This window comes from Streptomyces sp. bgisy027 (assembly GCF_057710365.1).
Map to the genome: position 1 here is coordinate 87,672 of NZ_JBYIVZ010000024.1, position 23,883 is coordinate 111,554.

General features: G+C 71.2%; 21 protein-coding genes, 1 tRNA gene and 4 pseudogenes. 12 read left to right on the plus strand and 14 right to left on the minus strand.

The window, feature by feature from the left end:
• Positions 1-59: 59 nt before the first annotated feature.
• Entirely contained in the window at positions 60-863 is an 804-nt protein-coding gene (locus AC3ETA_RS24665; protein ID WP_432195077.1) for an SAM-dependent methyltransferase, read from the plus strand.
• A gap of 8 nt (positions 864-871) precedes the next feature.
• Here AC3ETA_RS24665 and AC3ETA_RS24670 read toward each other — a convergent pair whose 3' ends face one another.
• The 7 genes from AC3ETA_RS24670 to AC3ETA_RS24700 are packed head-to-tail and all read right to left on the minus strand — an operon-like array spanning position 872 to position 7,853.
• A complete protein-coding gene (locus AC3ETA_RS24670) occupies positions 872-1,564 on the minus strand; it encodes an SDR family NAD(P)-dependent oxidoreductase (RefSeq protein ID WP_432195078.1) in 693 nt (230 codons plus the stop codon).
• Complete coding sequence (locus AC3ETA_RS24675) at positions 1,561-2,436, minus strand: cupin domain-containing protein (protein WP_432195079.1); 876 nt, start codon at positions 2,434-2,436, stop codon at positions 1,561-1,563. Before AC3ETA_RS24675 ends, AC3ETA_RS24670 begins: the two co-directional genes overlap by 4 nt.
• The gene (locus AC3ETA_RS24680; protein ID WP_432195080.1) at positions 2,433-3,785 is read right to left on the minus strand and encodes an amidohydrolase family protein; all 1,353 of its coding nucleotides are present in this window, start codon (positions 3,783-3,785) and stop codon (positions 2,433-2,435) included. The genes AC3ETA_RS24675 and AC3ETA_RS24680 overlap by 4 nt, the downstream gene beginning before the upstream one ends.
• A gap of 22 nt (positions 3,786-3,807) precedes the next feature.
• Positions 3,808-4,788: an alpha-ketoacid dehydrogenase subunit beta gene (locus tag AC3ETA_RS24685; RefSeq protein WP_432195081.1), complete on the minus strand. Its 981-nt coding sequence runs from the start codon at positions 4,786-4,788 to the stop codon at positions 3,808-3,810.
• Positions 4,776-5,753, minus strand: coding sequence for a thiamine pyrophosphate-dependent dehydrogenase E1 component subunit alpha (locus tag AC3ETA_RS24690; RefSeq protein WP_432195127.1), 978 nt, complete (start codon positions 5,751-5,753; stop codon positions 4,776-4,778). The genes AC3ETA_RS24685 and AC3ETA_RS24690 overlap by 13 nt, the downstream gene beginning before the upstream one ends.
• A complete protein-coding gene (locus AC3ETA_RS24695; protein WP_432195082.1) occupies positions 5,753-7,078 on the minus strand; it encodes a M24 family metallopeptidase in 1,326 nt (441 codons plus the stop codon). Before AC3ETA_RS24695 ends, AC3ETA_RS24690 begins: the two co-directional genes overlap by 1 nt.
• 52 nt (positions 7,079-7,130) lie before the next feature.
• Entirely contained in the window at positions 7,131-7,853 is a 723-nt protein-coding gene (locus AC3ETA_RS24700; protein WP_432195083.1) for a helix-turn-helix domain-containing protein, read from the minus strand.
• A 296-nt stretch (positions 7,854-8,149) separates the two neighbouring features.
• On the opposite strand from AC3ETA_RS24700, the gene AC3ETA_RS24705 reads away from it, so the two are divergent.
• The 6 genes and pseudogenes from AC3ETA_RS24705 to AC3ETA_RS24730 all read left to right on the plus strand — a co-directional run.
• The gene (locus AC3ETA_RS24705; RefSeq protein WP_432195084.1) at positions 8,150-8,959 is read left to right on the plus strand and encodes a hypothetical protein; all 810 of its coding nucleotides are present in this window, start codon (positions 8,150-8,152) and stop codon (positions 8,957-8,959) included.
• Positions 8,960-9,099: 140 nt separating this feature from the next.
• Entirely contained in the window at positions 9,100-9,909 is an 810-nt protein-coding gene (locus tag AC3ETA_RS24710) for an SAM-dependent methyltransferase (protein ID WP_432195085.1), read from the plus strand.
• Positions 9,910-9,967: 58 nt separating this feature from the next.
• Positions 9,968-11,371: a type I glutamate--ammonia ligase gene (locus AC3ETA_RS24715; protein WP_432195086.1), complete on the plus strand. Its 1,404-nt coding sequence runs from the start codon at positions 9,968-9,970 to the stop codon at positions 11,369-11,371.
• A 1-nt stretch (position 11,372) separates the two neighbouring features.
• Positions 11,373-12,527 (plus strand): amidohydrolase family protein, encoded by a 1,155-nt coding sequence (locus AC3ETA_RS24720; RefSeq protein WP_432195087.1) that lies wholly within the window; start codon positions 11,373-11,375, stop codon positions 12,525-12,527.
• 42 nt (positions 12,528-12,569) lie between these two features.
• On the plus strand, positions 12,570-13,097 hold the full coding sequence (locus AC3ETA_RS24725; protein WP_030955617.1) for an NUDIX hydrolase family protein: 528 nt from the start codon (positions 12,570-12,572) through the stop codon (positions 13,095-13,097).
• 71 nt (positions 13,098-13,168) lie between these two features.
• Positions 13,169-13,422: pseudogene (locus AC3ETA_RS24730) on the plus strand (FAD-dependent monooxygenase); the annotation flags it as partial.
• 8 nt (positions 13,423-13,430) lie between these two features.
• Here AC3ETA_RS24730 and AC3ETA_RS24735 read toward each other — a convergent pair.
• A complete protein-coding gene (locus tag AC3ETA_RS24735) occupies positions 13,431-14,063 on the minus strand; it encodes a TMEM175 family protein (protein ID WP_432195088.1) in 633 nt (210 codons plus the stop codon).
• A 426-nt stretch (positions 14,064-14,489) separates the two neighbouring features.
• On the opposite strand from AC3ETA_RS24735, the pseudogene AC3ETA_RS24740 reads away from it, so the two are divergent.
• The 5 genes and pseudogenes from AC3ETA_RS24740 to AC3ETA_RS24760 all read left to right on the plus strand — a co-directional run.
• A pseudogene (locus tag AC3ETA_RS24740) lies at positions 14,490-14,654 on the plus strand (chitinase); the annotation flags it as partial.
• Between the two features lie 95 nt (positions 14,655-14,749).
• Positions 14,750-16,954: an RICIN domain-containing protein gene (locus AC3ETA_RS24745; protein WP_432195128.1), complete on the plus strand. Its 2,205-nt coding sequence runs from the start codon at positions 14,750-14,752 to the stop codon at positions 16,952-16,954.
• Between the two features lie 103 nt (positions 16,955-17,057).
• Positions 17,058-18,167: a glycoside hydrolase family 19 protein gene (locus tag AC3ETA_RS24750; protein WP_432195129.1), complete on the plus strand. Its 1,110-nt coding sequence runs from the start codon at positions 17,058-17,060 to the stop codon at positions 18,165-18,167.
• Between the two features lie 13 nt (positions 18,168-18,180).
• The gene (locus AC3ETA_RS24755; RefSeq protein WP_432195089.1) at positions 18,181-18,948 is read left to right on the plus strand and encodes an NPP1 family protein; all 768 of its coding nucleotides are present in this window, start codon (positions 18,181-18,183) and stop codon (positions 18,946-18,948) included.
• A 130-nt stretch (positions 18,949-19,078) separates the two neighbouring features.
• On the plus strand, positions 19,079-20,644 hold the full coding sequence (locus AC3ETA_RS24760; protein WP_432195090.1) for a transposase: 1,566 nt from the start codon (positions 19,079-19,081) through the stop codon (positions 20,642-20,644).
• A gap of 231 nt (positions 20,645-20,875) precedes the next feature.
• Here AC3ETA_RS24760 and AC3ETA_RS24765 read toward each other — a convergent pair.
• From AC3ETA_RS24765 to AC3ETA_RS24790, 6 genes and pseudogenes are all read right to left on the minus strand, one after another.
• A tRNA-Pro gene (locus AC3ETA_RS24765) sits at positions 20,876-20,949 on the minus strand.
• 100 nt (positions 20,950-21,049) lie between these two features.
• Positions 21,050-21,989: pseudogene (locus AC3ETA_RS24770) on the minus strand (MFS transporter); the annotation flags it as partial.
• Positions 21,990-22,092: 103 nt separating this feature from the next.
• Positions 22,093-22,452: an MmcQ/YjbR family DNA-binding protein gene (locus AC3ETA_RS24775; protein ID WP_432195091.1), complete on the minus strand. Its 360-nt coding sequence runs from the start codon at positions 22,450-22,452 to the stop codon at positions 22,093-22,095.
• A gap of 20 nt (positions 22,453-22,472) precedes the next feature.
• Positions 22,473-22,697, minus strand: a complete 225-nt coding sequence (locus tag AC3ETA_RS24780; protein ID WP_432195092.1) for a hypothetical protein — start codon at positions 22,695-22,697, stop codon at positions 22,473-22,475.
• 39 nt (positions 22,698-22,736) lie between these two features.
• Positions 22,737-23,248: pseudogene (locus AC3ETA_RS24785) on the minus strand (N-acetyltransferase family protein).
• Positions 23,245-23,844 carry a helix-turn-helix domain-containing protein gene (locus tag AC3ETA_RS24790; RefSeq protein WP_432195093.1) on the minus strand — a complete coding sequence of 200 codons (600 nt, stop codon included), beginning with the start codon at positions 23,842-23,844 and terminating at the stop codon, positions 23,245-23,247. Before AC3ETA_RS24790 ends, AC3ETA_RS24785 begins: the two are co-directional and overlap by 4 nt.
• Between the last annotated feature and the right edge of the window lie 39 nt (positions 23,845-23,883).

Here is a 23,883-nt window from a genome sequence, read left to right on the forward strand (position 1 = left end):
GGGCACCGTGATCGTGACAGACTGCTGGGTCAGATCGCCGTCGAACACAGGGGTGTCGCGTGACCGGGTCCGAGCCGGCCATTTCGAGGATCGACACGAGCAGGCCGCACCCGGCCCGGGTCTACGACTGGTTCCTCGGCGGCAAGGACAACTACCCCGTCGACGAGGAACTCGGCCGGCAGATCACCGCGATGCAGGGCGACGCCCCGCGGCACGCACGCGCCAACCGCCGGTTCATGGAGCGGGCCACCCGGGCGATCGTCGAGGAGGCGGGGATCCGCCAGTTCCTCGACATCGGCTCGGGCATCCCGACCGAGCCCAACCTGCACCAGATCGCCCAGTCCGTCGTCCCCGACGCACGGGTGGTGTACGTCGACAACGACCCGATCGTCCTGGCGCACGCGGGCGCCCTGCTGCGCGGCACCCCGCAGGGCGTCACCGAGTACGTGCAGGCCGACGCGCGGGAGCCGGAGCGGATCCTGGAAGCGGCGGGCGCCGTTCTCGACCTGGACCGTCCCGTCGCGCTGTCGCTGATCGCGCTGCTGCACTTCATCGCGGACGACGACGGCGCCCATGAGCTGGTGGACACGCTGGTCGGCGCGCTGGCGCCGGGCAGCTGTCTGGTGCTGTCGGCGATGACCGCGGACTTCGATCCGGAGAACGTCCGGCGGGGCATCGCGGCGTACACGGCGCGCGGGGTGACCCTCGTGGCCCGCTCGCACGCCGAAATGAGCCGTCTCTTCAAGGGACTTGAGGTCCTGGATCCGGGCATCGTGTCCCTGGGGAACTGGCGGCCCGGCGAGGAGGAGGACGACCGCGGCGGGCCGGTGTCCCTGTACGGGGCGGTCGGTCTCAAGCGCTGACCCCCGGTTCAGCCCAGCAACCACCCTCCGTCCACCGCGAGTTCGACCGCGTTGACCGACCGGTTGCGCAGCAGGAAGTCCACCGCGTCCACGACGTCCGCCATCGTGGCGAGCCGTCCACCGGGCGTCCTGGCGCGCAGCCCCGCCAGCACCTCCTCGGGTCTGCCCGCCCAGTACGGGCTGTCACCGACGACCCCGGGATGCACTGCGTTGACGCGCACCGGCGCCAGTTCGACGGCGAGCGTGTGCACCAGGCCGCGCATACCCGCGTTGACGGTCGCCACCGTCGTCGCCCCCGGGTAGGGGCGTTCCTTGGCCTGACCGCCGAACAGGACGACGGCGCTGTCGTCGTGCAGCCGTGGGCCGAGGGCGTGCACGACCTCGGTGTAGCCGACGAGTTTGAGCGTGACGAGACGCAGGGCGGCTTCGATGTCGTAGTCGGCGACCCGGTTCTCGTCCCGTGCGACACCCGCGATCACCAGATGGTCCACGCGTCCGGCCGGGGCGAGCGCGGCGGCGATCTCCTTCGGCCGGGAGAGATCGAGGGCGAGCCCCCGACCGGCCCCGATCTCCTTGGCGACCGTGCCGGCGCGATGGGCGTCGCGGCCGGTGACGACCACCTCGTCGCCCTGCCCCGCGCGCACGCGGGCGAACTCGCGGCCGATCCCGGACGTACCGCCCACGACAAGGACACTGCTCATCGGCCCAGTGCCTCCCTCAGATAATCCCAGTCCCGAGTGAACCGGTACGAGTGCCGCGGCGGCGGCTGCGGCGCCTGTGTCTCCAGCCAGCGCACGGGCCCCTCCCCGGCGTTGGAGAACCCGTGCACACAGCCGGCGCCCGCCCAGGCGACGTCCCCCGGCCCGAGCCGGTACCGCGCGCCGTCGAAGGTGGCGTCGACCAGTCCCTCGACGATCAGGTACGTCTCCTCGAAGGGGTGGTCGTGGCTGCCCGCGACGCCGTCGGGGGCGTACTGCACCATGAACATGGTCGAGGCGACCGCGCCGAGGTCGCTGTCGACCATCATCTTCACGGTGATGCCGCTGTACACGAGGAGCGCGGTCCGCATGCTCGCCGACACCGCGAGCAGGTCCTGCGACTGCTTGCCGGGGTCCATCTGCGCCGCTTCGAAGTGGCCGAGGGACCGGATGCGCGGATCGCGCACGTCGATGCGGACGGGGTCGCGTTCCGGCAGCGCGGGGACTGCCTGGGTGTCGTGGCCGTAGCGGGCCCGCGGCACCGGCGCGAGCATGTCGGCCCAGCGGCCGCCCGTGTCCCCGGCGCCGCGCCAGGCGTGCGGGACGCCGGCCGGGAGGAGTCCGTAGTCGCCCTCCTCCAGGAGGTACGAACCCTCGGGCACGTCGAGGATCACGGCACCGTCGAGGACGTGGAAGCTCTCCTCGTAGGAGTGCACATGGGCGGCGACCCGGCCGTCGGGCCGCAGCTCGCACAGGCCGAAGCCGGTGTGCACGCTGCCGTCCGCCTCTCCCACGAGCTCCCGCCGCCGGTGGCCGAGTGCGTCGTACGGCGGCTCGGGGACGTCGGCGGCGAGGCGCACCAGGTGTCGGGTCATGCGGCGCTCTTCGCCTCCTTCGCGGCCAGGAGCCGGTCGCGGGACTCCTGGACCAGTCGCCGGGCGCGGTCGACATCGGCGACGAGCCGGCCGTCCCGCTTGCGGATCACGCCGTCGACGATGACCGTGTCGACGTTGGAGACGTCGGCCGACAGGGTCACCGCGGCGGCCGCGTCGTGCACGGGGGCGACGTTCAGCGCGGTGGCGTCGACGGCGACCACGTCGGCGCGCTTGCCGGGGGTGAGCGAGCCGGTGCGGTCCTCGACGCCGGCGACATGGGCGCCGTTGAGCGTGGCGAACTCCAGCATCTGACGTGCCGTCAACATGGTTTCCGGCACCGGCATGTTGGCCTTCCAGCAGTCGGCGTTGACGCGGGCGCGCTCGGCGCCGAAGGCGGCTCGCATCTGGGTGAACATGTCGCCGGGCACGGTCGTGACGACGTCGGTGCTCAGCGAGGGGCGCAGTCCGTACTCGACGGCCGTCATCACGGGCGGCCAGCCGTGCCCCATCTGAAGCTCGACCTGTGGCGCGATCGAGACCGTACCGCCGCTGTCGGCGACCATCCGCCACTCCTCCTCGCTGAGATAGCAGCAGTGGATGTAGGTGGTGTCGGCGCCGAGGAGCCCCAGGTCGTTCAGCTGCTTGACCATGCCGAAGCGCCCCGCGAGGCGGCCCATGGCGACATGCACGGTGATCGGGATGTCCAGTTCGCGGGCGAGCGCCCACTCGGCGGTGACGACGTCGTTGAGGCAGAAGCCGGGGCCGCGGGTGGCCAGCGCCATGGTGAGCAGGCCGTCGTCGGAGGAGAAGTGGTTCCCGCGGATCCGCCGGACGTCGTCGCCGGGGATCGCGATCTTGCTCTCGAACCAGTAGTCGGCGAGGGAGGTGTTGGCGCTGCCGTACGCGTACTGGGCGCGGATGCCGCTCTCCGCCAGGCCCTGGATCGCCGCGTCCGGATGCTCGGGGGAGTTGTTGATGTGGGACCAGTCGACGAGCGTGGTGATGCCGGCGTTCAGGCACTCCAGCGCGCCCGCGAGGTTGGCCGCGTACACGTCCTCGGGTGTGTACAGCGGGGCGAAGGTGTCGAGGATGTCGACGAAGTAGTCGTCCAGGGTGGCGTCGGGGGCGACGTTGCGGATGGACGCCTCCCAGGTGTGGCGGTGGGTGTCCACGAAGCCGGGAATCACGATCCGGCCGGTCATGTCGAGCACTTCGGCGTCGGCGCTGATGTCGGGCCGCACCGCCGCGATCCTGCCGTCCTCGATCAGGACGTCCCCCTGGGGCAGGTCCCCGATGTCGGGGTCCATCGACAGCACGTGACCGCCACGCAGGACTGTTCGATTGGTCATCGCCCTTCCTCCCATGGGGTGTTCAGTAGGCGGCGAGCCCGCGCACGGCCGCCACGACCTTCTCGACGGTGGGGATCACCCGTTCCTCCAGCGCGTCGGCGAACGGCAGCGGGACGCACTCCCCCGCCACCCGCCGGACCGGCGCGTCCAGCAGGGTGAACCCCTCGTCGGCGACGACGGAGACGAGCGTCGCGCCCCAGCCGCCCTGGTACGGGTTCTCCTCGACGGTGACGAGCCGCGAGGTCCGCCCGAGCGAGGTCAGTACGGTGGTGACGTCCAGCGGCACCAGGCAGCGCAGGTCGACGACCTCGGCCTCGATGCCCTCACCGGACAGCAGCTCGGCGGCCTTCAGCGCGACCGGCACCATCGAGGCGAGCGCGACGAGGGTGACGTCGGCGCCCTCGCGGACGACGGCGGCGCGACCCAGCTCGACCACATGGTCCGGCGGCGCGGGCGCACCCTTGGACGCGAGGAGTCCCTTGTGCTCGAAGAAGACGACGGGGTCGTCGCTGCGAATGGCCCCCGCCATCATGCCGATCACGTCGGCCGGGGTGGCCGGCGCGGCGATCTTCAGGCCGGGCACGGTGAGGGCCCAGTTCTCGGTGGCCTGGGAGTGCTGGGCACCGAAGCCGAGCCCGCCGCCGTTGGCGGTGCGCACCACGAGCGGGACGGTGACCTGACCGCCCGTCATGTACCGCACCTTGGGGATCTCGTTGGCGAGGTAGTCCCAGCAGCAGGCCAGGAAGTCGGAGAACATGATCTCGGCGACGGGCCGCATCCCGGTCATCGCGGCTCCCATGGCGGCTCCCACGATGGCCTGTTCGGAGATCGGCGTGTCCCACACCCGCTCGGGCCCGAACTCCTTGAACAGCCCCGCGGTCGTCTTGAACACGCCGCCGGCCTCGCCGATGTCCTCGCCCAGGCACACGACGGACGGATCACGCCGCATCTCCCGCGCGATGCCCTCGGCGACCGCCTCCCGGTAGCTGATCACGTCCGCCACGCCGCACCTCCGTCGGCCCACACGTCGGTCAGCGCCTGGTCCGGATCGGGCGCCGGGGCGGCCTTCGCGGCCTCGACGGCCTGCTGTACGACGCTCGTCGCGCGCTCGTCCGCCTCGCTGAGGACGGCCTCGGCCACCCCCATCTCGACCAGCCGACCTCGCGCCAGGTCCAACGGGTCGTGCTTCAGCCAGCGTTCGACCTCCTCGGCCGGACGGTAGGTCGCCGGGTCGGCGCGGCTGTGCCCGAAGTGCCGGTAGGTCTGTGCCTCCAGCAGTGCGGGCCCGCCTCCTGCCCGGGCCCGCGCCGCGAGGCGGGCCACCGCCTGCTGGACGGCGACGACGTCGTTGCCGTCCACGACCTCGCCCTCGATGCCGTAGGCCGGCGCGCGGTCGGCGGCGGGCCGGGGCACGGCGGTGACGTCCGCGATCGGCGTGTACTCCATGTACAGGTTGTTCTCGCAGACGAACAGCACGGGCAGCTTCCACACGGCGGCCAGGTTGAGCGCCTCGTGGAAGGCGCCGATGTTGGTGGCGCCGTCCCCGAAGAAGGCGACGGCGATCTGGTCGGTGCCGCGCAGCCGGGCCGACCAGGCGGCGCCGGCCGCCATCGGGAGGTGGGCGCCGACGATGGCGTAGGAGCCGAGCATGCCGGTGGACGCCTTGGTCAGGTGCATGGAGCCGCCCTTGGCCCCGCACAGCCCCGTTGCCCGGCTCATGAGTTCGGCCAGGCACTCCTCCGGCGTGGCGCCCCGCGCCAGCGCGTGGTGGTGGCCGCGGTAGGTGGCGAAGACGTAGTCGTCGGGCCGCAGGGCGGCGCTCGCGCCGACGGCGACGGCCTCGTGTCCGGCGGCGAGGTGGGTGGTGCCCTTCACCAGGCCCTTCAGGAACAGGTCGTGGGCGGCCTTCTCCGTACGGCGGATGACGGTCATCTGCTCGTAGGCGGCGAGGAGTTCGGCCGGGTCCATCACGACGTCCCGGTGTTCAGGTGGGACTGGGACTCGCGGCGGGTGTTCAGCTCGCCGCCCACCGTCCAGTACTTGCGGCCCGCGACCAGCAGTTCCTCCGCCGGGAACTTGGTGATGACCTCGCAGCCGTCGGCGGTGACGACGACTTCCTCCTCGATGCGGGCGGCGGACCAGCCGTCGGCGGCGGGCCAGTAGGTCTCCAGGGCGAACACCATGCCCTCTTCGAGGACCTCGGGGTGGTCGAGGGAGACCAGCCGGCTGAAGATCGGCTTCTCCCAGATCGACAGGCCGACGCCGTGGCCGTACTGCAGGGCGAACGCGGCGGTCTCGTCGGCGAAGCCGAACTCCTCGGCGCGCGGCCAGACCTCGACGATGTCGGCGGTCGTCGCGCCGGGCCGGACGAGGGCGATGGCGCGGTCCATGTACTCACGGCAGCGGACGTAGGCGTCGCGCTGGGCGCCGGAGGCACTGCCGACCGCGAAGGTGCGGTAGTAGCAGGTGCGGTAGCCGAGGTGGCTGTGCAGGATGTCGAAGAAGGCGGGGTCGCCGGGGCGGATCAGACGGTCGCTGTAGACGTGCGGGTGCGGTGAGCAGCGCTCGCCGGAGATCGCGTTGACGCCCTCGACGTACTCGCTGCCGAGGTCGTACAGGACCTTGCTGACCACGCCGACGCACTCGTTCTCGCGCACGCCGGGGCGCAGATGGCCGTACAGCTCCTCGTACGCGGCGTCGACCATCGCGCAGGCCTGGGTGAGCAGGGAGATCTCGTCCGGGGTCTTGATGCGGCGGGCCTCCAGGAAGACCTGCTGGCCGTCGACGACGTCGATGCCCTCGGCGCGCAGGGCGGTGAGGATCGGCATCTCGGCGACGTCGATGCCGAGCGGCTCGCCGGCCAGGCCGTGCTCGCGCAGCTCGGCGGCGATCTTCGCGGCGACGTCCTCGGCGATGCCGGCGTCCGGGTGGAACGCGCCGCGGAGGGTGGAGATGCCGGCGCGGGCTCCGGTGGGCGGGCCGCCCTTGCCGTCGCTGTAGTCGAGCCACGGGTTGTACAGCTGGTGGTGGCGGGCGGCGGAGCCGAAGTCCCAGACGACGGGTTCGCCGCCGCGGACCAGCAGGGCGAAGCGGATCAGCTTGTCCATCGCCCAGGTGCCGATGTGCGTGGCGGTCATGTAGCGGATGTTGGCGAAGTCGAAGCTGAGCACCGCGCCGAGCTCGGAGCGGTTCAGGGTCTCGTTGAGGCGCGCCAGCCGCTGTCTGCGCAGCCGGTCCAGGTCGACGCGCTCTTCCCAGTCGACGGCATTGGGTCCGAATGTGCGGATCGCCATGGCGACCACCCCCACTCCGGAGTGAACGACTGTCCGGGACGAGTGTCAAGTGTCACTGAACATCTCGGAACGTCTCCGTGGACACGAACCAGGTACCGACGGCCGGTACGTCTCCATCGTTGCGGTAGCGGTGCGGGGTCGTCGACTCGAAGCAGACGGCGTCCCCCGGGCGCAGCGTGTACTCGTCGAAACCGAGGGTGAGGATCAGTTCGCCCGAGGTCAGGCACCCGTACTCGGTGCCGGCGTGGCGCATGAGGCCGCCGGAGCTGGAGGAGGCGCCGCCGGGCCGGTAGGTCACCTGAAGGAAGTCGACGTGCGTGCCGGGGACGTGGCCGAGACGCTCCCACACCACACCCGAGTCCAGCTCCAGCACCTCCCGCTCGTCCGGCGTGACCAGCGGCCCTATGCGTCGGCCGGGGTCGGCGGCGAAGGAGGCGAGGGCGTGCAGGACGGTGCCGGGGGCGGGGTTCGCGGCCGTGCCGGGCCCTGAGCCGAGGGCCGTCGCGGGCGCCGGGGTGAGGGCCGTCGCGGGCGCCGTCACCGCGGGCGCCGCAGTGCCCTCGCCCGCGTCGAAGAGCGATTCGACGGAGATGCCGAGGGCGGTGGTGATGGCGTAGAGGGTGCTCACCGAGGGCTGGCTCTTGCCGTTCTCGATCTGCGAGACGAGGCTCGCCGACACGCCGATCTCACGCGCGAGCGCCCGCAGGCTCGTCCCGTGTGCGAGGCGCGCCTGCCGGATGCGTGCACCGACGGGCGGGACCGCGGCGGGTGACATGGGGCGGCTCCTCTCGGGCGCCGGGAGATAGCACCGTTCGCTCCCATTGAACAGCGAAGAAAGCCCGAAAGGTATCGGTACCGGAAATCGGGGGCGTCAGGCCCTCCCCGCCGGGAAGACCGCCCGCGCCGCCCCGGGACCCGGCACGCGGTTCGCCGCCGAGCGCCCGCCGCGGCCGCCGCCACGCGACCCACGGACTCCCCCGGCGCTCACTCGAACGGTCCGGCGTAGCTGGTGGACCGTCAGAACCGGTGGTGCGCTGGGGACATCCGTCGCGTCCACAGGAGGCATCCCAGATGATCCGTCGCCCGTCCCGTCCTGTCCGTGTGCTCTCCTCGGCCCTGGCCGTCGGTGCGTTGCTGACCACCGCGGCCTGCTCGGACGACGGCGGCGACGTCTCCCAGGCCGGTGCCGTCGCCCGGCAGACGCCGACCGCGTCCCCGACCACCACCCTCACCGAGGCCGGTGCCGTCGCCGCGCTGATCACCCCGGCGGACATCGAGGACGACTGGACGCAGGTGAAGGACTCGGACGTCGCCGACTGGCACGACAGCCTGCGCATCGGCGAGGTCGACGTGGACGACTTCCTCACCGGGAAGACGGACGCCGCGGACTGCCAGCGGCTGCTCGACGGCCTCTACACCGACCAGTTGCTGGGCAAGCCGTCCGGGGCGTCGGCGCTGCGCGGCTTCCAGCAGGGCGAGTCGCGTCTGCTGTACCAGGTGGCCGCCTATGAGCGGTCCGACCCGCAGGAATCCCTGGAGTGGCTGAAGACCCTGCCGCAGGAGTGCGACCAGTTCACCGTCACCGGAAACGGCGGCGGCGAACGCACGGTCCAGGTCATCGAGACGTCGCTGCCCAAGGAGGGCGACGACCGCGTCGGCCTGCGCGTCACCATGACCGGGACGACGAACGGCCAGTCGGCCACCGTCACCGAGGACGTCGCCGCCGTGCGCGTCGGCACCGACGCGATCACCGTCACCGCGGGCGGCCTCGACGGGGGCCAGCCGGACTCCGTCGAACAGGCGGTCAAGCTCGGCACGCAGCGTCTGAACGACGTCCTGGCCGGAAAGACGCCCGCGCCGACGCCCGGCGAGTTCGACTAGCCCGGCCCGCCCCGTTCTCTCCCCGCACACACGCCAACGCCCCCCTCTGCTCTGCCGATTCCCGGGACAGCGTGATCAACGGGGCGGCACAATGGCGACGATGACCGGTTTCGGTCGTTCGTGCGAGGAGAGGACGAGTCGTGAGTGATGGCCACACCCCGTCGGGCGGGTCGGCGAGGCTGAACACCGGTGTGGCGCACAACGCGCGGGTGTGGAACTACTGGATCGGCGGCAAGGACAACTACGAGGTCGACCAGCAGGTCGGCGAGCATGTCGCCGGGATGTTCCCGATCATCCGGGACATCGCCCGCGCCGACCGCGACTTCCTGGGCCGCGCCGTCCGCTTCGTGGCCGGGGAGCGGGGCGTACGGCAGTTCCTGGACATCGGCACCGGCCTGCCGACGGCGGACAACACCCATGAGATAGCCCAGCGCATCGCGCCCGACTCACGGATCGTGTACGTCGACAACGACCCGATCGTGCTGGTGCACGCCCGTACCCTGCTGACGGGCACCCATGAGGGCGTCACCGCGTACATCGACGCCGATGTGCACGACCCGGACGCGATCGTCGAACGCGCGGCGCAGACCCTGGACTTCACGCGGCCGGTCGCGGTGATGATGCTGGGCATCCTCAACTTCGTCCTGGACTACGACAAGGCCCGCGAGATCGTGCGGCGCGTCATGGCCGCCGTTCCCTCCGGCAGCCTCCTGGTGCTCACCCACCCGACCTTCGACTCCGAGGTCGGCGGCGAGGGCCAGATCCCGGCGATGGAGTTCTGGAACGAGAACGCCACGCCGCCGATCACCGCCCGCGGCGGCGCGGACATCGCCGCCTTCTTCGAGGGTCTGGAGCTGCTGGAGCCGGGGATGGTGTCCTGCTCGCAGTGGCGCGCCCCGGGTTCTCCCGCCGCGGTGCCGCAGTACGGAGCGGTGGGCGTGAAACCCTGACGGCCGGCGGGGCGCACCCGCACCGCCGCGGAACGGCCGAGTTCGTCGAGGAGACCGTATGACCACCCTGGCCGACCCCGTCCCGGGCGGACGTCCCGGTGACGTCGAGCGGGCCACCGCGCTGAGCGGCGAGCTGGCCGGGCGGGGCGTGCACGGGATCGTCCTGGCCTACGTCGACACCGCGGGCATCGGCCGGGTGAAGACGGTCCCGACGGCGAAGCTGGCCTCGGCGGCGGCCTGGGGGGTCGGGATGTCGCCGGTGTTCGACACGTTCCTCGCGAACGACTCCATCGTCACCACCGACGTCCTCGGTTCCCCGGACGGCGATCTGCGTCTCTACCCGGACCTGGATCACCTGGTGGAGCTCGCCGGCCAGCCCGGCTGGGCATGGGCACCGGTCGACCGGATCACGCAGGAGGGCGAGCGGCATCCCGGGTGCGGCCGCACCTTCCTGCGGCGGACGGTCCGTGCGGCGGCCGAACGCCATGGCGTCACCTTCCGGGCGGCCATCGAGATCGAGTGGGCCGTCGCCCGGCCGCCCGGCGCCGACGGTGCGTTCGTGCCCGCGGTCACGGGTCCGGCGTACGGCGCCACCCGGCAGGTCGAGCTGAGCGACTGCGCCGCCGATCTGCTGGCGGCGCTCGCACGGCAGGGCGTGGAGGTCGACCAGTTCCATCCGGAGTACGCCGCCGGGCAGTTCGAGCTGTCGGTGGCGGCGCTGGACCCGGTGGCGGCGGCCGACCGCAGTGTGCTGGTCCGGCAGACGATCCGCGCGGTGGCGCACCGGCACGGCCTCGCGGTGTCCTTCGCCCCGGCGGTCCTCGGGCAGGGCGTCGGCAACGGCGGCCATGTCCATCTCTCCGCCTGGCGTGACGGGGTGAACCTGCACGCGGGCGGTGACCGCCGGCACGGGATGCGACCCGAGGCGGAGTCCTTCGTCGCCGGTGTGCTCGGCCATCTCCCCGCCCTCACCGCGGTGACCGTGCCCAGCCCGGCCGGCTATCTGCGGCTGAGACCTTCGCAGTGGGCCGGGGTGTTCACCGCCTGGGGCCGGGAGACGCGGGAGGCGGCCGTGCGGGTGGTCACCGGCACGGCGGGCCACCGCGACCAGGCGGCCAACCTGGAGGTCAAGCCGGTGGACCTGGCCGCCAACCCGTATCTCGCCCTGGGCTGTCTGATCGCCGCCGGCCTGGACGGACTGGAGTCGGGGGCAGTGCTCCCCGAGGAGATCACCGGCGACCCGGCACGTCTCGGGGCGGACGAGGCGGCCGCACGCGGGGTGCGCAGGCTGCCGGTCTCGCTGGGCGAGGCCGTCGAGGAGTTCCGCACCAGCGGCCCGCTGCGGGCGGCCCTCGGCCCGGTGCTGGCGGACGCCGTGATCGCCGTACGGCAGGGCGAGATCGACGCGGTCGCCGGGCTCGACGACGACCAGGTGGCCGCCGCGTACCGGTGGAAGTACTGACATGGGTGCCACAGGGCCGGTCCACGAGGCGCTGGCGGCGCTGCCGCTGGTGGACCATCACTGCCACGGGATCGTCACCGACGGACCGGACCGGGCCGGCTTCGAGTCCCTGCTCACCGAGGGCGAGCCGTGGCCCGGCATCTCCCCCTTCGACACCCCGCTCGGCCTCGCCGTACGCCGCCACTGCGCACCCCTGCTGGACCTGCCCCGCCACGCGCCCGCCGACGTCTACCTGACCCGGCGCGCCGAACTGGGCAGGGACGAGGCCGACCGGCGTTTCCTGACCGCGGCCGGAACGGACGTGTTCTGCGTCGACACCGGTTACGCGCCCCACCCGATCACCACGCCGGGAGAACTCGCGCGGATCGCCGGCGCGACCGCGTACGAAGTCGTACGGCTGGAGTCGGTGGCCGAGGCGGTCGCGGCCGCCGGCGCCGAACCGGAGGCCTACCCCGCCGCGTTCCGCGCGGCCGCCGAGGAGGCGGTGCGCCGGCCGGGCGTGGTGGCCGTGAAGTCGGTGGCCGCCTACCGCACCGGCTTCGACCTGGACCCGGCTCCTCCGCCGGACGCACTCGTCGTCGCGGCGGCCCGGCCGTGGCTGGCGTCCGGCGGCCGGCTGGCCGACCCGGTCCTGGTCCGGCATCTGCTGTGGACGGCGGTCGACCTGGGGCTCCCGCTCCAGCTGCACACCGGCCTCGGCGACAACGACATCCGCCTGCACCGGGTGGACCCCACCCACCTCACGGACTGGCTGCATCTGACCCGGGGCACGATCCCCGTCCTGCTCCTGCACTGCTGGCCGTACCAGCGGCAGGCCGCCTATCTGGCGGCGGTGTTCGAGCAGGTGTACCTGGACGTGGGACTGACCCTGCACCACGTGGGCCCCGTCCGCGCCCGGGCGATCCTGGCGGAGGCCCTGGAGATCACCCCGTTCCGCAAGCTGCTGTACAGCTCGGACGCGTATGGTCTGGCCGAGTTGTACCGGCTCGGCGCACTGGCGTTCCGCCGCGGCCTGGGCGAGTTGCTCCAGGACCTGGTGGACGCCGATGAGCTCGGCCTGCCGGACGCGCTGCGGATCGCGGCGTGGGCGGCCGGTGACAACGCCCGCCGCCTCTACGGACTGCCCGATCCCGTCCCCCGTTCCGATCGCGACTGAGCGTTCGCAATTCCCGGAAAGTATGATCAAGCAATGTCTGACATGACCGAAACCACGCCCGGCTGGCTGAGCAGCGACGAGCTGGAGCAGGCACGCGCCAACATGCCCATCCTGTACGTCGAGGCAGTGCCCGTGCGCGTCGACGACAGCGGTGAGGTCACCAGCATCGGCCTCCTGCTGCGCATCGGACCGGACGGCACGGTCAGCCGGACCCTGGTCTCCGGCCGCGTACTGCACCACGAGCGCGTCCGCGACGCACTCCTGCGCCATCTGGAGAAGGACCTCGGCCCGGTGGCGCTGCCCCGGGTGCCGACGTCCCTCCAGCCGTTCACGGTCGCGGAGTACTTCCCGACGCACGGCGTCACGCCGTACCACGACCCGCGTCAGCACGCGGTGTCCCTGGCCTACGTCGTCCCGGTCACCGGCGACTGCCGGCCTCGCCAGGACGCCCTGGACCTGGTCTGGTTCAGCCCGCAGGAGGCTCTGTCGCCCGCGGTGCAGAGCGAGATGCCCGGTGGGCACGGGGTGCTGCTGAAGCAGGCGCTCGCGCATGTGGGCTGCGTCGTCTGAGAGCTCGGCCCACCTCGGCGCGTCACGTCGGTAACGAAGTGATCGTGGTCGGCGGTGGCCCCGCCGGCCTGATGCCGGCGGCCGGACTGCGGCTGCACGACGTGCACGTGGTCGTGCTGGAGAAGCTGACCGAACCGACCCCGCAGTCCCGTGGGCAGGGCCTGCACGCGCGCGGCGTCGAGATGACGGACCAGCGCGGCCTCCTGGACCGGTTCCCGGGGTCAGTGAGAAGTTCCAGGTCGGCGGCCCGTTCGGCGGCATCGCCAAGGCGTGGCCGGACAGCCTGGCCACGTCTCACCCGTACGGTCTGGCGACCCCGCAGCCGGCCGGCCGTCACTCCTGCGGGCCGGCGGGCTTGCGGTACAGCAGCCGTGTCCCCATGGCCAGCAGCCACCAGTACTTGGCGAGGGTCGGCGAATAGAAGGCCACCGGGATCGACGTGGCGAAGACGAGGACCAGCAGGACGCCGTGGCGGATATCGCCCTTCAGTGCCGTGCGGGAGATGGTCGGCACCGCCGAGTCGGGGTTCACGAACAGCCGCACGTACATGCCGCACATCAGGGCCACGGCCAGGGCGATCGCCGCCGCGTAGCAGGCGGTCGCCGTGGTCGTCTCGCCGTACTCGCTGATCAGCCGGGTCGGGAAGGGCAGCGCTGCGACCAGCGCCAGCAGCGTGAAGTACAGCAGGAGCAGCCAGCGGTCGAGCGCCGCGATCAGGCGGAACAGGCCGTGCTGGACCAGCCAGAGCGTGCCGATGACAGCGAAGCTGAGCAGGTAGGCGCCCATGGTGGGCACGGCATCCGCCACGGCGCCGGCCACGTCGGCCTCGGGCAGTCCGTCCGGGACGGTGATGTCGAGCGCGAGCAGTGTCATCGCGATGGAGAACACGGCGTCACCGAGGGCGAGAAGTCGTTCGGGACCCACGGCCGCTTGACGGCGGTGCAGGCCGAAGGGGTGGTTCGTCATATCGGTGCCACCAGGCGGATCGGCGACGGTCTGGTACGGCGGTGGGGCCGGGGAGGCAAGAAGTACCACGCGCCGCGACGGGGCGCGGGGAGGCGGGTCGGCCCGTTCCGATCGAGGTCGCAATTAATTGTTGCCAAAGCTTACTTCACGTCTTGACGTAAGTGGTCCAGACCTTTAGGTTCACGGGTCAGCCAGACACCCACGAGACGCACTCACCGTTCGGAAGGTGAACGCGGCCCCGGTTGCTCACCCCCACGAAGGGCTTCCGCGCGCATGTCCAGGACTCTCCCCGCGGCCATATCCCTCACCGCGCTCTCCCTCACCACCGGCCTGCTCTCCACTCCCCCCGCACAGGCCGCCGCCCCCTTGGCGTCATCGGCCGTGGCGCCCTACCTCTACAACGGCTGGGGCGGCCCGCCGAACCCCTTCAAGACGATGCTCGCCCACGCCCGGCAGCACCACCTGGCCCGGCTGACGTTCTGGTCCGTCGACCGCGACCGCCTCTGCACCGGCGGCCCCGCCGACAGCTGTTCCGGCGTGAACCAGTCCGACTGGGACTTCACGCGTGTGTTCGCCGGATACACCGGCTGATCCAGCCACCCCCACCAGCGGTCGACCCCTCCCCCGGCTCCGGCCGGGGAACCCCGTATCGCTTCGCTCGGCGAGGAGAATCAGTGCCCACCTTCGTGCGTCCCGCGCTCAGGCGCCTCCGCAGATCCACCGCCGTCACGTTCGTCACCGCGGCGGCCGCATCCCTGCTCACCGCCGCGCCCGCGCCCGCCGGCGCCGCGGAGAGCGCGACGGCGGCGCTGCCCGCCGACTACGCGACCGTCATGAACGCCGCGAGCGGCAGGTGCCTGGACGCCCGGGCGGCGGCCACCGCCAACGGGACCGTCGTACAGCAGTACGCGTGCAACGGCTCGACGGCCCAGAACTGGAGCTTCACGCCCACCAGCGACGGCTACGTCCGCATCAACAACCGCAACAACACCGGCCAGGTCGTGGACGTCGCCGACGTCTTCATCGCCGACGGCGCGCCGGTCCATCTGTGGGCCTACGGCGGCGGCGCCAACCAGCAGTGGCTGCCCGTCGACGAGGGCGGCGGCGTCTACCGCTTCGTCAACCGGGGCAGCGGCAAGTGCCTGGACGACCCGGGCGCTTCGCTCGCCGACAGCGTGCAGTTCGTGCAGTACGCGTGCAACGGCACCGCAGCGCAGCGTTTCCAGGTGGTCCCGGTGAACCAGTCGACCGCGAACCCGGACCTAGGCCCGAACGTGGTCGTCTTCGACCCGTCCATGTCGTCCTCGACCATCCAGAACCGGCTCGGCTCGATCTTCCAGCAGCAGGAGACCAACCAGTTCGGCTCGCAGCGCTACGCCGTCCTGTTCAAGCCGGGCTCCTACAACGCGAACATCAACGTCGGCTTCTACACCCAGGTCGCCGGTCTCGGACTGTCCCCGGACGCGGTCACGATCAACGGCGCGGTGCACGCCGAGGCCGACTGGTTCCCGCCGCAGAACGCGACCCAGAACTTCTGGCGCGGCGCCGAGAACCTGTCCGTCAACCCGACGGGCGGCGCCGACCGCTGGGCGGTCTCGCAGGCGTCGGCGTACCGCCGGATGCATCTGCGCGGCAACCTCGCCCTGGACGACGGCGGCTGGTCCAGCGGCGGCCTGCTCGCCGACACCAAGATCGACGGCCAGGTCGACTCCGGCAGCCAGCAGCAGTGGCTGACCCGCAACTCCCAGCTCGGCAGCTGGACCGGCTCCAACTGGAACATGGTCTTCGTCGGCAGCCATGGCGTCCCCGGCACCAGCTTCCCCAACCGGCCCTACACCACGGTCGCGCAGAGCCCGGTCAGCCGGGAGAAGCCGTTCCTGTACGTCGACGGGGCAGGCGCCTACAAGGTGTTCGTGCCGTCGGTGCGGTCCAACTCCAGCGCGACGAGCTGGGCGGGCGGCTCCCCGTCCGGCAGTTCGCTGTCCCTCGACTCCTTCTACGTGGTGAAGCCGGGCGCGACCGCCGGCGACATCAACGCCGCGCTGGCCGCGGGCAAGAACCTGCTCGTCACCCCCGGCGTCCACCACCTCAACCAGACCCTCCAGGTGAACCGCGCCGACACCGTCGTCCTCGGCCTGGGCCTCGCCACGTTCATCCCGGACAACGGCGTCACCGCCATGAAGGTGGCCGACGTCGACGGTGTGAAGGTCGCGGGCGTCCTCTTCGACGCGGGCACCACCAACTCGCCCACCCTGATGGAGGTCGGCCCGACCGGTTCGTCCGCGTCCCACGCCGCCAACCCGACCTCGCTGCACGACGTGTACTTCCGCGTCGGCGGCGCGGCCGTCGGCAAGGCGACCACCAGCCTCGTCATCAACAGCGACGACGTCATCGGCGACCACATGTGGATCTGGCGCGCCGACCACGGCAGCGGCGTCGGCTGGAACACCAACACCGGCGACACCGGCCTGATCGTCAACGGCGACGACGTCACCGCGTACGGCCTGTTCGTCGAGCACTACCAGAAGTACCAGACCATCTGGAACGGCGACGGCGGCCGGACGTACTTCTACCAGAACGAGATGCCCTACGACCCGCCGAACCAGGCGGCATGGATGAACGGCTCCACGCAGGGCTACGCGGCCTACAAGGTCGCCGACTCCGTGACCAGCCATCAGGCCTACGGCCTGGGCAGCTACTGCTTCTTCAACGTCAACCCGAGTGTGACCGCCGAGCGGGCCATCGAGGCACCGAACAAGGCGGGAGTCCGCTTCACCAGCATGGTGACGGTCTCCCTCGGCGGTACAGGCACCATCCGGCACGTCGTCAACAACACGGGCGGTCCGTCCAACTCCGGCTCCAACGTGGCCAATCTGACGAACTACCCGTAGCGCGTCCCCTGAGCTCTGCGAGCTCTGCCGCCGGCCGCCCCTCGCGAAGAAGGGCGGCCGGCTCACCCCCCGACACCTCAAAGGAGCGTCCTCGATCATGTCCATGACTCAGCTCAGACCCCGGCTCGCGATCTTCGCGGTGCTCACCGCCGTCCTCACCGCCCTGCTCACCGTGACCCCCGCGCGGGCCGCCGACGGCGCGATCACCGGCCTCGCCGGCAAGTGCGTCGACGTGGCGGGCGCGAACAGCGCCAACGGCACCGCCGTACAGCTCTACGACTGCAACGGGACCGGCGCTCAGATCTGGTCCAACTCCGGGGACGGCACCCTGCGCGCGCTCGGCAAGTGTCTGGACGTCGTCGAGCGCAGCACGGCGGACGGCGCGGCGGTCCAGCTGTGGGACTGCTCGGGCGGCGCGAACCAGCAGTGGGTGGTCAGCGGTGCGCGCGACATCGTGAACCCGGCCGCGAACAAGTGCCTGGACGTCCGCGACAACAACAGCGCCAACGGCACCTGGCTGCAGATCTGGACCTGCACCGGCGCCGCGAACCAGAAGTGGAACGCGCCCACGAGCGGGGGCGGCGGCACCCCGTCCGGCTTCGTGGTCAGCGAGGCGCAGTTCAACCAGATGTTCCCGAGCCGGAACTCGTTCTACACCTACAGCGGCCTGGTCGCCGCGCTGAGCGCCTACCCCGGCTTCGCCAAGACCGGCAGCGACACCGTGAAGAAGCAGGAGGCGGCGGCCTTCCTCGCCAACGTCAACCACGAGACCGGCGGCCTCGTGCACATCGTCGAGCAGAACACCGCCAACTACCCCCACTACTGCGACTGGAACCAGCCCTACGGCTGCCCCGCGGGTCAGGCCGCCTACTACGGCCGCGGTCCGATCCAGTTGTCATGGAACTTCAACTACAAGGCCGCCGGTGACGCCCTCGGCATCGACCTGCTCAACAACCCCTGGCGGGTGCAGAACGAGGCGGCCGTCGCCTGGAAGACGGGTCTTTGGTACTGGAACACCCAGTCCGGGCCCGGCACCATGACACCGCACAACGCGATGGTGAACCAGGCCGGCTTCGGTCAGACGATCCGCTCCATCAACGGCTCCCTGGAGTGCGACGGCAAGAACCCGGCGCAGGTGCAGAGCCGCGTCGACGCCTACAACCGGTTCACCTCGGTCCTCGGCGTCTCGCCGGGCGGCAACCTCTACTGCTGAACCGGGAGCCGTGATGCGCAAGTCGAGATCCCTCGCCAGGCTCGCCCTCGGCGCGCTGGGCGCGATGACGCTCGTCGTGGCCCTCCCTGCGAGTGCCCACGCGAACGTCCTGACCCTGCTCCCGCAGAACGCCGACGGCCTGGAGCAGACGTTCTCCCCGGCCTACGACTACGACGGCGACGGCTGCTACGCCACGGCCGCCATCGGCGCCGACGGGACCCTCAACCCGGGTCTCAAGCTCGGCGGCGACGTCAACGGCAAGTGCCACGACCACGCCCAGCTGGCCAACGCCAACACCTACTCGCGCGCGAAGTGCAACAACGGCTGGTGCGCGGTCATGTACGCCAGCTACTTCGAGAAGGACCAGATCACCCTCGGTCCGGCGGCCCTCGGGCACACGCACGACTGGGAGCACGTCATCGTGTGGATCAGCGACAACCAGGCCGAGTACGTGTCGGTGTCCCAGCACAACACCTATCAGCTGGCGGCCCGTTCGGCGATCCGCTTCGACGGCACCCACCCGAAGATCGTCTATCACAAGGACGGCGTCTCCAGTCACTGCTTCCGGTTCGCCAACGGCCATGACGAGCCGGCGGAGAACGCCACCGGCAACTGGTTCTTCCCGCGCCTGGTCGGCTGGGAGGGTTATCCGGCCGGATACCGTGGCAAGCTCATGAGCGCCGACTTCGGCTCCGCCACGATCAAGATCGACGACGGCGACTTCCAGTGGGCTCTCAACTACGCGAAGCCGTCCGGAATCCCGTTCGACGCCTACGCCTGACACTTCGCAACGGCACGGCCCCGCGGGTACTCGCCGACGCTGTTGGTTTATGCAGGGCCGTGCGTGACGTCGGCCTTCGAGACCTGGTTGTGGTCTTGAAGGCCGACGTTGTCGTATGGGGTGGGTGCGGATGTCGATGCAGCCGAAGGGATCTGGGGAGATTCCGGCGGAGACGGTGCGGGTGGCGCGGGCCGCGTTCCCCAAGGGGAGCCTGGCGATCCGGGTGCGCGACGAGCTGGGCCCGTTGTTCAGAGACGAGGAGTTCGCGGACCTGTTCCCGGCGCGGGGCAGGCCGGCCTGGTCGCCGGGCGGGCTGGCGCTTTTGTCGGTGCTGCAGTTCGTGGAGGGGCTGACCGACCGGCAGGCCGCTGAAGCGGTGCGGGCCAGGATTGACTTCAAGTACGCGCTCGGGCTGGAGAAGCGGCTGCTCAAGAGCGCGGGCCGGGCCCGGACGGACTCCACGCATGTGCTGTCGGCAGCGCGCGAACTGTGCTGGCTGGAGATGGTTGCCGAGACGCTGCGCGCGGCGCTCAACGCACTCGCCCAGGCTGCCCCTGCCTGGTTGTCGGAGGTGGCCGAGCCGGAGTGGTTCGGGCATTACGCCACGAGAGCAGACGACACGCGGTTCCCTGTCAGCCGCGTGAAGCGGGAGGAGGTGGGGATGCGGATCGGCCGGGACGGGACACGTCTGCTGGCGGCGGTCTTCAGCGCTGATGCCCCCGCCGGACTGCGCGGGCTTGCCGAAGTGGAGACTCTGCGGCAGATGTGGGTCCAGCACTTCCACCAGGTGGACGGCGAGGTGAGGCGCAGGGACCCAAAAGACCGCCCGCCGGGCGCGCTGCGCCTGGTCACCCCGTATGACACCGATGCACGGGGCAGCGTGAAGCGCGACACGGTGTGGCACGGCTACAAAGTCCACTTCACCGAGACCTGCGAGCCGGACGCCCCGAACCTGATCACGAACGTCGCCACGACGGCGTCCACTGTCCAGGACCGGTCGATGGCCGAGATCATCCACCACCAGCTCGCGGCCCGTGACTGCCTGCCCGCCGAGCACTGGGTGGACGCCGGCTACCCCACCGCCCCCGCCCTGGTCAGCGCCCGACGCGACCACGGCATTGCCCTGCACGGCCCCGTCCAGACCGACAACAGCGCACAGACCAGGGCCGAAGGCGGCTTCGGACAGGACGTCTTCACCATCGACTGGGACAACCAACAGGCCGCCTGTCCCGGTGGCCGCACCAGCACCACCTGGAGCGAACGGCTCTCCCAACGCGGCCAGCCGGTACTGCGGGTGGTGTTCTCGGCCAGCGACTGCCGTCCCTGCACCATGCGGCAGGCGTGCATCAACACCCCCAACCCCACACGGCCCCGTGAACTGCGGCTGCGCCGCCACGACGAACACCACGCGCTCCAGGCGGCCAGAGCCGAGCAGCAGACCGACGCCTGGAAGGACCGCTACAAGGTCCGGGCGGGCGTCGAGGGCACGATGTCCCAGGCCGTCCAACGCTGCGGCCTGCGCAGATCCCGCTACCGCGGGCTGGCCAAGACCAGCCTTCAGCACCAGCTCACCGGCGCCGCCATCAATCTCGCCCGCATCGACGCCCACCTCACCGAAACGCCCCGAGCCCGCACCCGCACCAGCCACTTCGCAGCACTTCGCCCCGCCGAGCTCATCCTCGACGGGGCGAAGTAGGACCAGCCCCGAAAAAACCAACAGCGTCGGTACTCGCCTGCGGGGCCGTGCCACTGGGTGCGGTGGCTCGGTCGTCTCCGGGGCGAGGGACCGCGAGACGAGACCGCCGAGCGCGAGCACCCGGCGTCGTCCTCGAAGCGGCCTTCCAGAGGGACGTGATCCCCACCGTCAGGGAACGAGAAAGGCCGTACCGGCAATTCCGATACGGCCTCTGACTTGCTGCTTCACAAGTCGGGACGACAGGATTTGAACCTGCGACCCCTTGACCCCCAGTCAAGTGCGCTACCAAGCTGCGCCACGTCCCGGTGCCCGTCTGACCTGGGGCTTCCCCTGGCCGAACGTGCAGGAAAACAATACCGCACTCGGGTCGGTGGTCGCGCACCCGTTTATGCGGACCCGTCCGCTTCAGTGCGGCTCGGGCCGCACACGTGCGTCCCTCGGCGCCGGAGCCGACCGTGCCGCCGCCGGGACGTCCGCCCGGACCAGGTCCCGGATCGACCGTACCGAGAGCAGCGCGCCCGCGACGACGAGGCTCATGCCTCCGGCGACCAGGAGCACATGACCGGCGCCGAGGGTCGCGGCGGCCGGCCCCGCGATGGCCTGGCCGACCGGCATCATCGCCAGGGAGCCCGCGACGTCGTACGCGTGGATGCGGTTGAGGACGTCGGCCGGGACCTGTGTCTGGACACTGGTGGCCCACATGACGCTCCAGAAGGCCATGCCGGCACCGGCGACGGCCGCTCCGGCGGCCATGGCGGGTACGCCGAGACCGGCGCCGACGGTCACCGGGAAGCCGGCGAAGGCGAAGAGCCCTGTCGCGCCGGCGCGGAGCATCCGGCGAGGTCTCAGCCGCAGCGCGAGCAGACCGCCGGCGACGGTTCCGGCGCCGAGGGCGGAGTTGATCAGGCCGTAGGAACGCGGGCCGTGCTGCTGGACCACCTCGGTCGCCACGAGCGGGACGGTCGGGCCCCACACGGTGATCATGTAGACGCGCCAGACGGCGATGACGCCCCAGAGCCAGGTACGGGCTCTGAACTCCCGCCAGCCTTCGACCAGATCGGCGCGCAAGGCCCGGGTTCCGCGATCGGTTCGGGTGCCGCCCGGCGGCCTGGGCTGCGCGGGCAGGCGCAGCAGGGAGGAGACATAGGGCGCTGACGGCGTACGTGGCCGCGTGGGCCGTGCACACGCCGCCGGGTGACGCGAAGCCGACGAGGACGCCCGCGCATGCCGGTCCGGCGAGCTGGGCCACGGCCTCGGCTGTCCGCATGGTGCCGTTCGCGCCCTGGACGTCGGCGGCGAGCCGGCGGACGGTGCCGGGGACGCCGGGCTGGAACACCGCGCCTGCGCCGCGTCAACCAAGCCTCCGTGGGAGCCGAGGCCCCCTCCGCCCCGGCTCCCACACCTGTCCTCGGATCATGACACGGGGCGCTGACAACGCCCCATGGGTTTCAGTCCCCCGTAGCCTGCCCCAGCTCCGGATAGGCGTCCAGCAAGCGGGTCGGAGCTGCCTGGCGCCAGGAGTCGGCGAGGATGTCGCGCAGTTCGTCCTCGTCCTCAAGGGCGGCGAGCCGGGCCCGTACCCAGGCGAACTGTGCCTCGTGGCCGGCGATCCAGAACTTCCCGGGCTCGGCCATGACCAGTTCGTCGCGCTCCTCCTTCGGGCAGCGCACCGCGATGGAGGTCTCGTCCTCGGGCAAGGTGGCGAACATCTTGCCCGCGACCCGGAACGTGGGCATGCTCCAGGCGATCTTCTCCGTCGTGTCCGGCAGAGAGAGGGCGATACGGCGTACGTCTTCAGCATCGGGCATGAGAGGCACGGTAACGCCCCTCACTGACAATGACCTGGTGAGAGGGGGCAGCCCGCCCCGAGGCCCGCCCCCTGGAAACTGAAGTCCATGAAGGCCCCGTAGCCGCGCTCGGCCGCCGCGGCGAAGAACGCGACCAGTACCTCGTAGTCGCTCTCCAGCCAGTCCAGCTGTATCTGGAACCCGTCCGTCACGAACTCCAGCGACGCCTCGGCCTCGTCGAACAGGAACTGGAGGCCGCCGAACACCTTGCCGGGGCCGCCTTCCCTGAAGCCGACGGGAGCAGGTCACACGTACTTGAAGTAGATCGTCGTGGGCCGCAGCACTCCCGCCGGGCTCGCCGCGTAGTCCGGGATCACTCCGGCCCGGGTCCAGCCGGCCGAGTCGTAGAGGCGCTCGGCGGAGCTGTCGGTCTCCGTGTCCAGGTGGAGGAGGGTGACACCGGCGTCGGTCGCCGCCTGCTCCGCGGTCGTCAGGAGTCTGCGCCCGAGGCCCTGCCCCCGGGCGTCCCGGTGCACCATCAGCTTGACGAAGTGGCCCGGTGGCGGCTGTTGGGCTTGTCGGCGAAGGCGAGGCTCACCGTGCCGACGGTCCGCCCGTCCCGGCCTGCCACCCACACCGCCAACCGCCCCTCTCCGACGGCGCCCGCGCGCTCCTTCCACCAGGTCAGGGCCGCCGTACGGTCGAGGGGTCCGAGGAATCCGACGGAGGCGCCGTCCGCCACGGTGTCGACCAACAGGTCGGCCAAGTCTCCGATGCACTCCGTCAGTTGAGCCCGGTCCAGTCGCGTCACCTTCACGGCAGCACCACCGCCAGCGCATACCGCACCGCCCCCGGCCCGATGCAGCGGAACCGCGTCGGCCCCCACACCCGCATCCGCAGACAGTCCCCGGCGCCGAGATGGTGCTCGACCTCCTGGACCGTGACCTCCAGCGCCCCTTCCAGCACCCAGACGTGCTGCTCCAGTCCGGGCACCGGCGGCCGGTCGTACGCGATGTCGGCGCCCGCGGTGAGGCGTCCCTCGACGAGTTCGGCGCGCAGTCCGGCGTGCGGCGGCGAGACGGAGCGCCGAACGAATCCGGCGGAACGGTCCTCCCACACCGGCTGCTCGCCGGTCCGCACCAGCAGCGCGGGCTCGGCCTCGACCTCGCTGAGCAGCTGGGACATCGTGCGGCCGTAGACATTGCAGAGGCGGTTGAGCATGGACGCGGTCGGGCTGATCTCCGCCCGCTCGGCCCGCGAGAGGGTCGAACGGCTGATACCGCTGCGTTGCGCCAACTCCCCGAGGGACCAGCCGTGTTCGGCCCGCAGCTCGGCGAGCCGCGAGCCCAGTCGGGTGTCGAGTGGAGTGCCGGCCGTGTCCGGAGTCTCGGCGCCGTCCAGTGCGCGTTTCATATCCGGGACGGTATCCCTGATACGAAACAGCGGTGTTAC

Coding starts and splice junctions, on each gene's coding strand:
- AC3ETA_RS24695 (WP_432195082.1), bottom strand. CDS start 7,078: ATGGCGATCCGCACATTCGGACCCAATGCCGTCGACTGGGAAGAGCGC.
- AC3ETA_RS24790 (WP_432195093.1), bottom strand. CDS start 23,844: ATGAAACGCGCACTGGACGGCGCCGAGACTCCGGACACGGCCGGCACT.
- AC3ETA_RS24725 (WP_030955617.1), top strand. CDS start 12,570: ATGACCGAAACCACGCCCGGCTGGCTGAGCAGCGACGAGCTGGAGCAG.
- AC3ETA_RS24680 (WP_432195080.1), bottom strand. CDS start 3,785: ATGACCAATCGAACAGTCCTGCGTGGCGGTCACGTGCTGTCGATGGAC.
- AC3ETA_RS24735 (WP_432195088.1), bottom strand. CDS start 14,063: ATGACGAACCACCCCTTCGGCCTGCACCGCCGTCAAGCGGCCGTGGGT.
- AC3ETA_RS24690 (WP_432195127.1), bottom strand. CDS start 5,753: ATGGACCCGGCCGAACTCCTCGCCGCCTACGAGCAGATGACCGTCATC.
- AC3ETA_RS24750 (WP_432195129.1), top strand. CDS start 17,058: ATGACTCAGCTCAGACCCCGGCTCGCGATCTTCGCGGTGCTCACCGCC.
- AC3ETA_RS24705 (WP_432195084.1), top strand. CDS start 8,150: ATGATCCGTCGCCCGTCCCGTCCTGTCCGTGTGCTCTCCTCGGCCCTG.
- AC3ETA_RS24700 (WP_432195083.1), bottom strand. CDS start 7,853: ATGTCACCCGCCGCGGTCCCGCCCGTCGGTGCACGCATCCGGCAGGCG.
- AC3ETA_RS24755 (WP_432195089.1), top strand. CDS start 18,181: ATGCGCAAGTCGAGATCCCTCGCCAGGCTCGCCCTCGGCGCGCTGGGC.
- AC3ETA_RS24775 (WP_432195091.1), bottom strand. CDS start 22,452: ATGCCCGATGCTGAAGACGTACGCCGTATCGCCCTCTCTCTGCCGGAC.
- AC3ETA_RS24720 (WP_432195087.1), top strand. CDS start 11,373: ATGGGTGCCACAGGGCCGGTCCACGAGGCGCTGGCGGCGCTGCCGCTG.
- AC3ETA_RS24715 (WP_432195086.1), top strand. CDS start 9,968: ATGACCACCCTGGCCGACCCCGTCCCGGGCGGACGTCCCGGTGACGTC.
- AC3ETA_RS24675 (WP_432195079.1), bottom strand. CDS start 2,436: ATGACCCGACACCTGGTGCGCCTCGCCGCCGACGTCCCCGAGCCGCCG.
- AC3ETA_RS24760 (WP_432195090.1), top strand. CDS start 19,079: ATGTCGATGCAGCCGAAGGGATCTGGGGAGATTCCGGCGGAGACGGTG.
- AC3ETA_RS24670 (WP_432195078.1), bottom strand. CDS start 1,564: ATGAGCAGTGTCCTTGTCGTGGGCGGTACGTCCGGGATCGGCCGCGAG.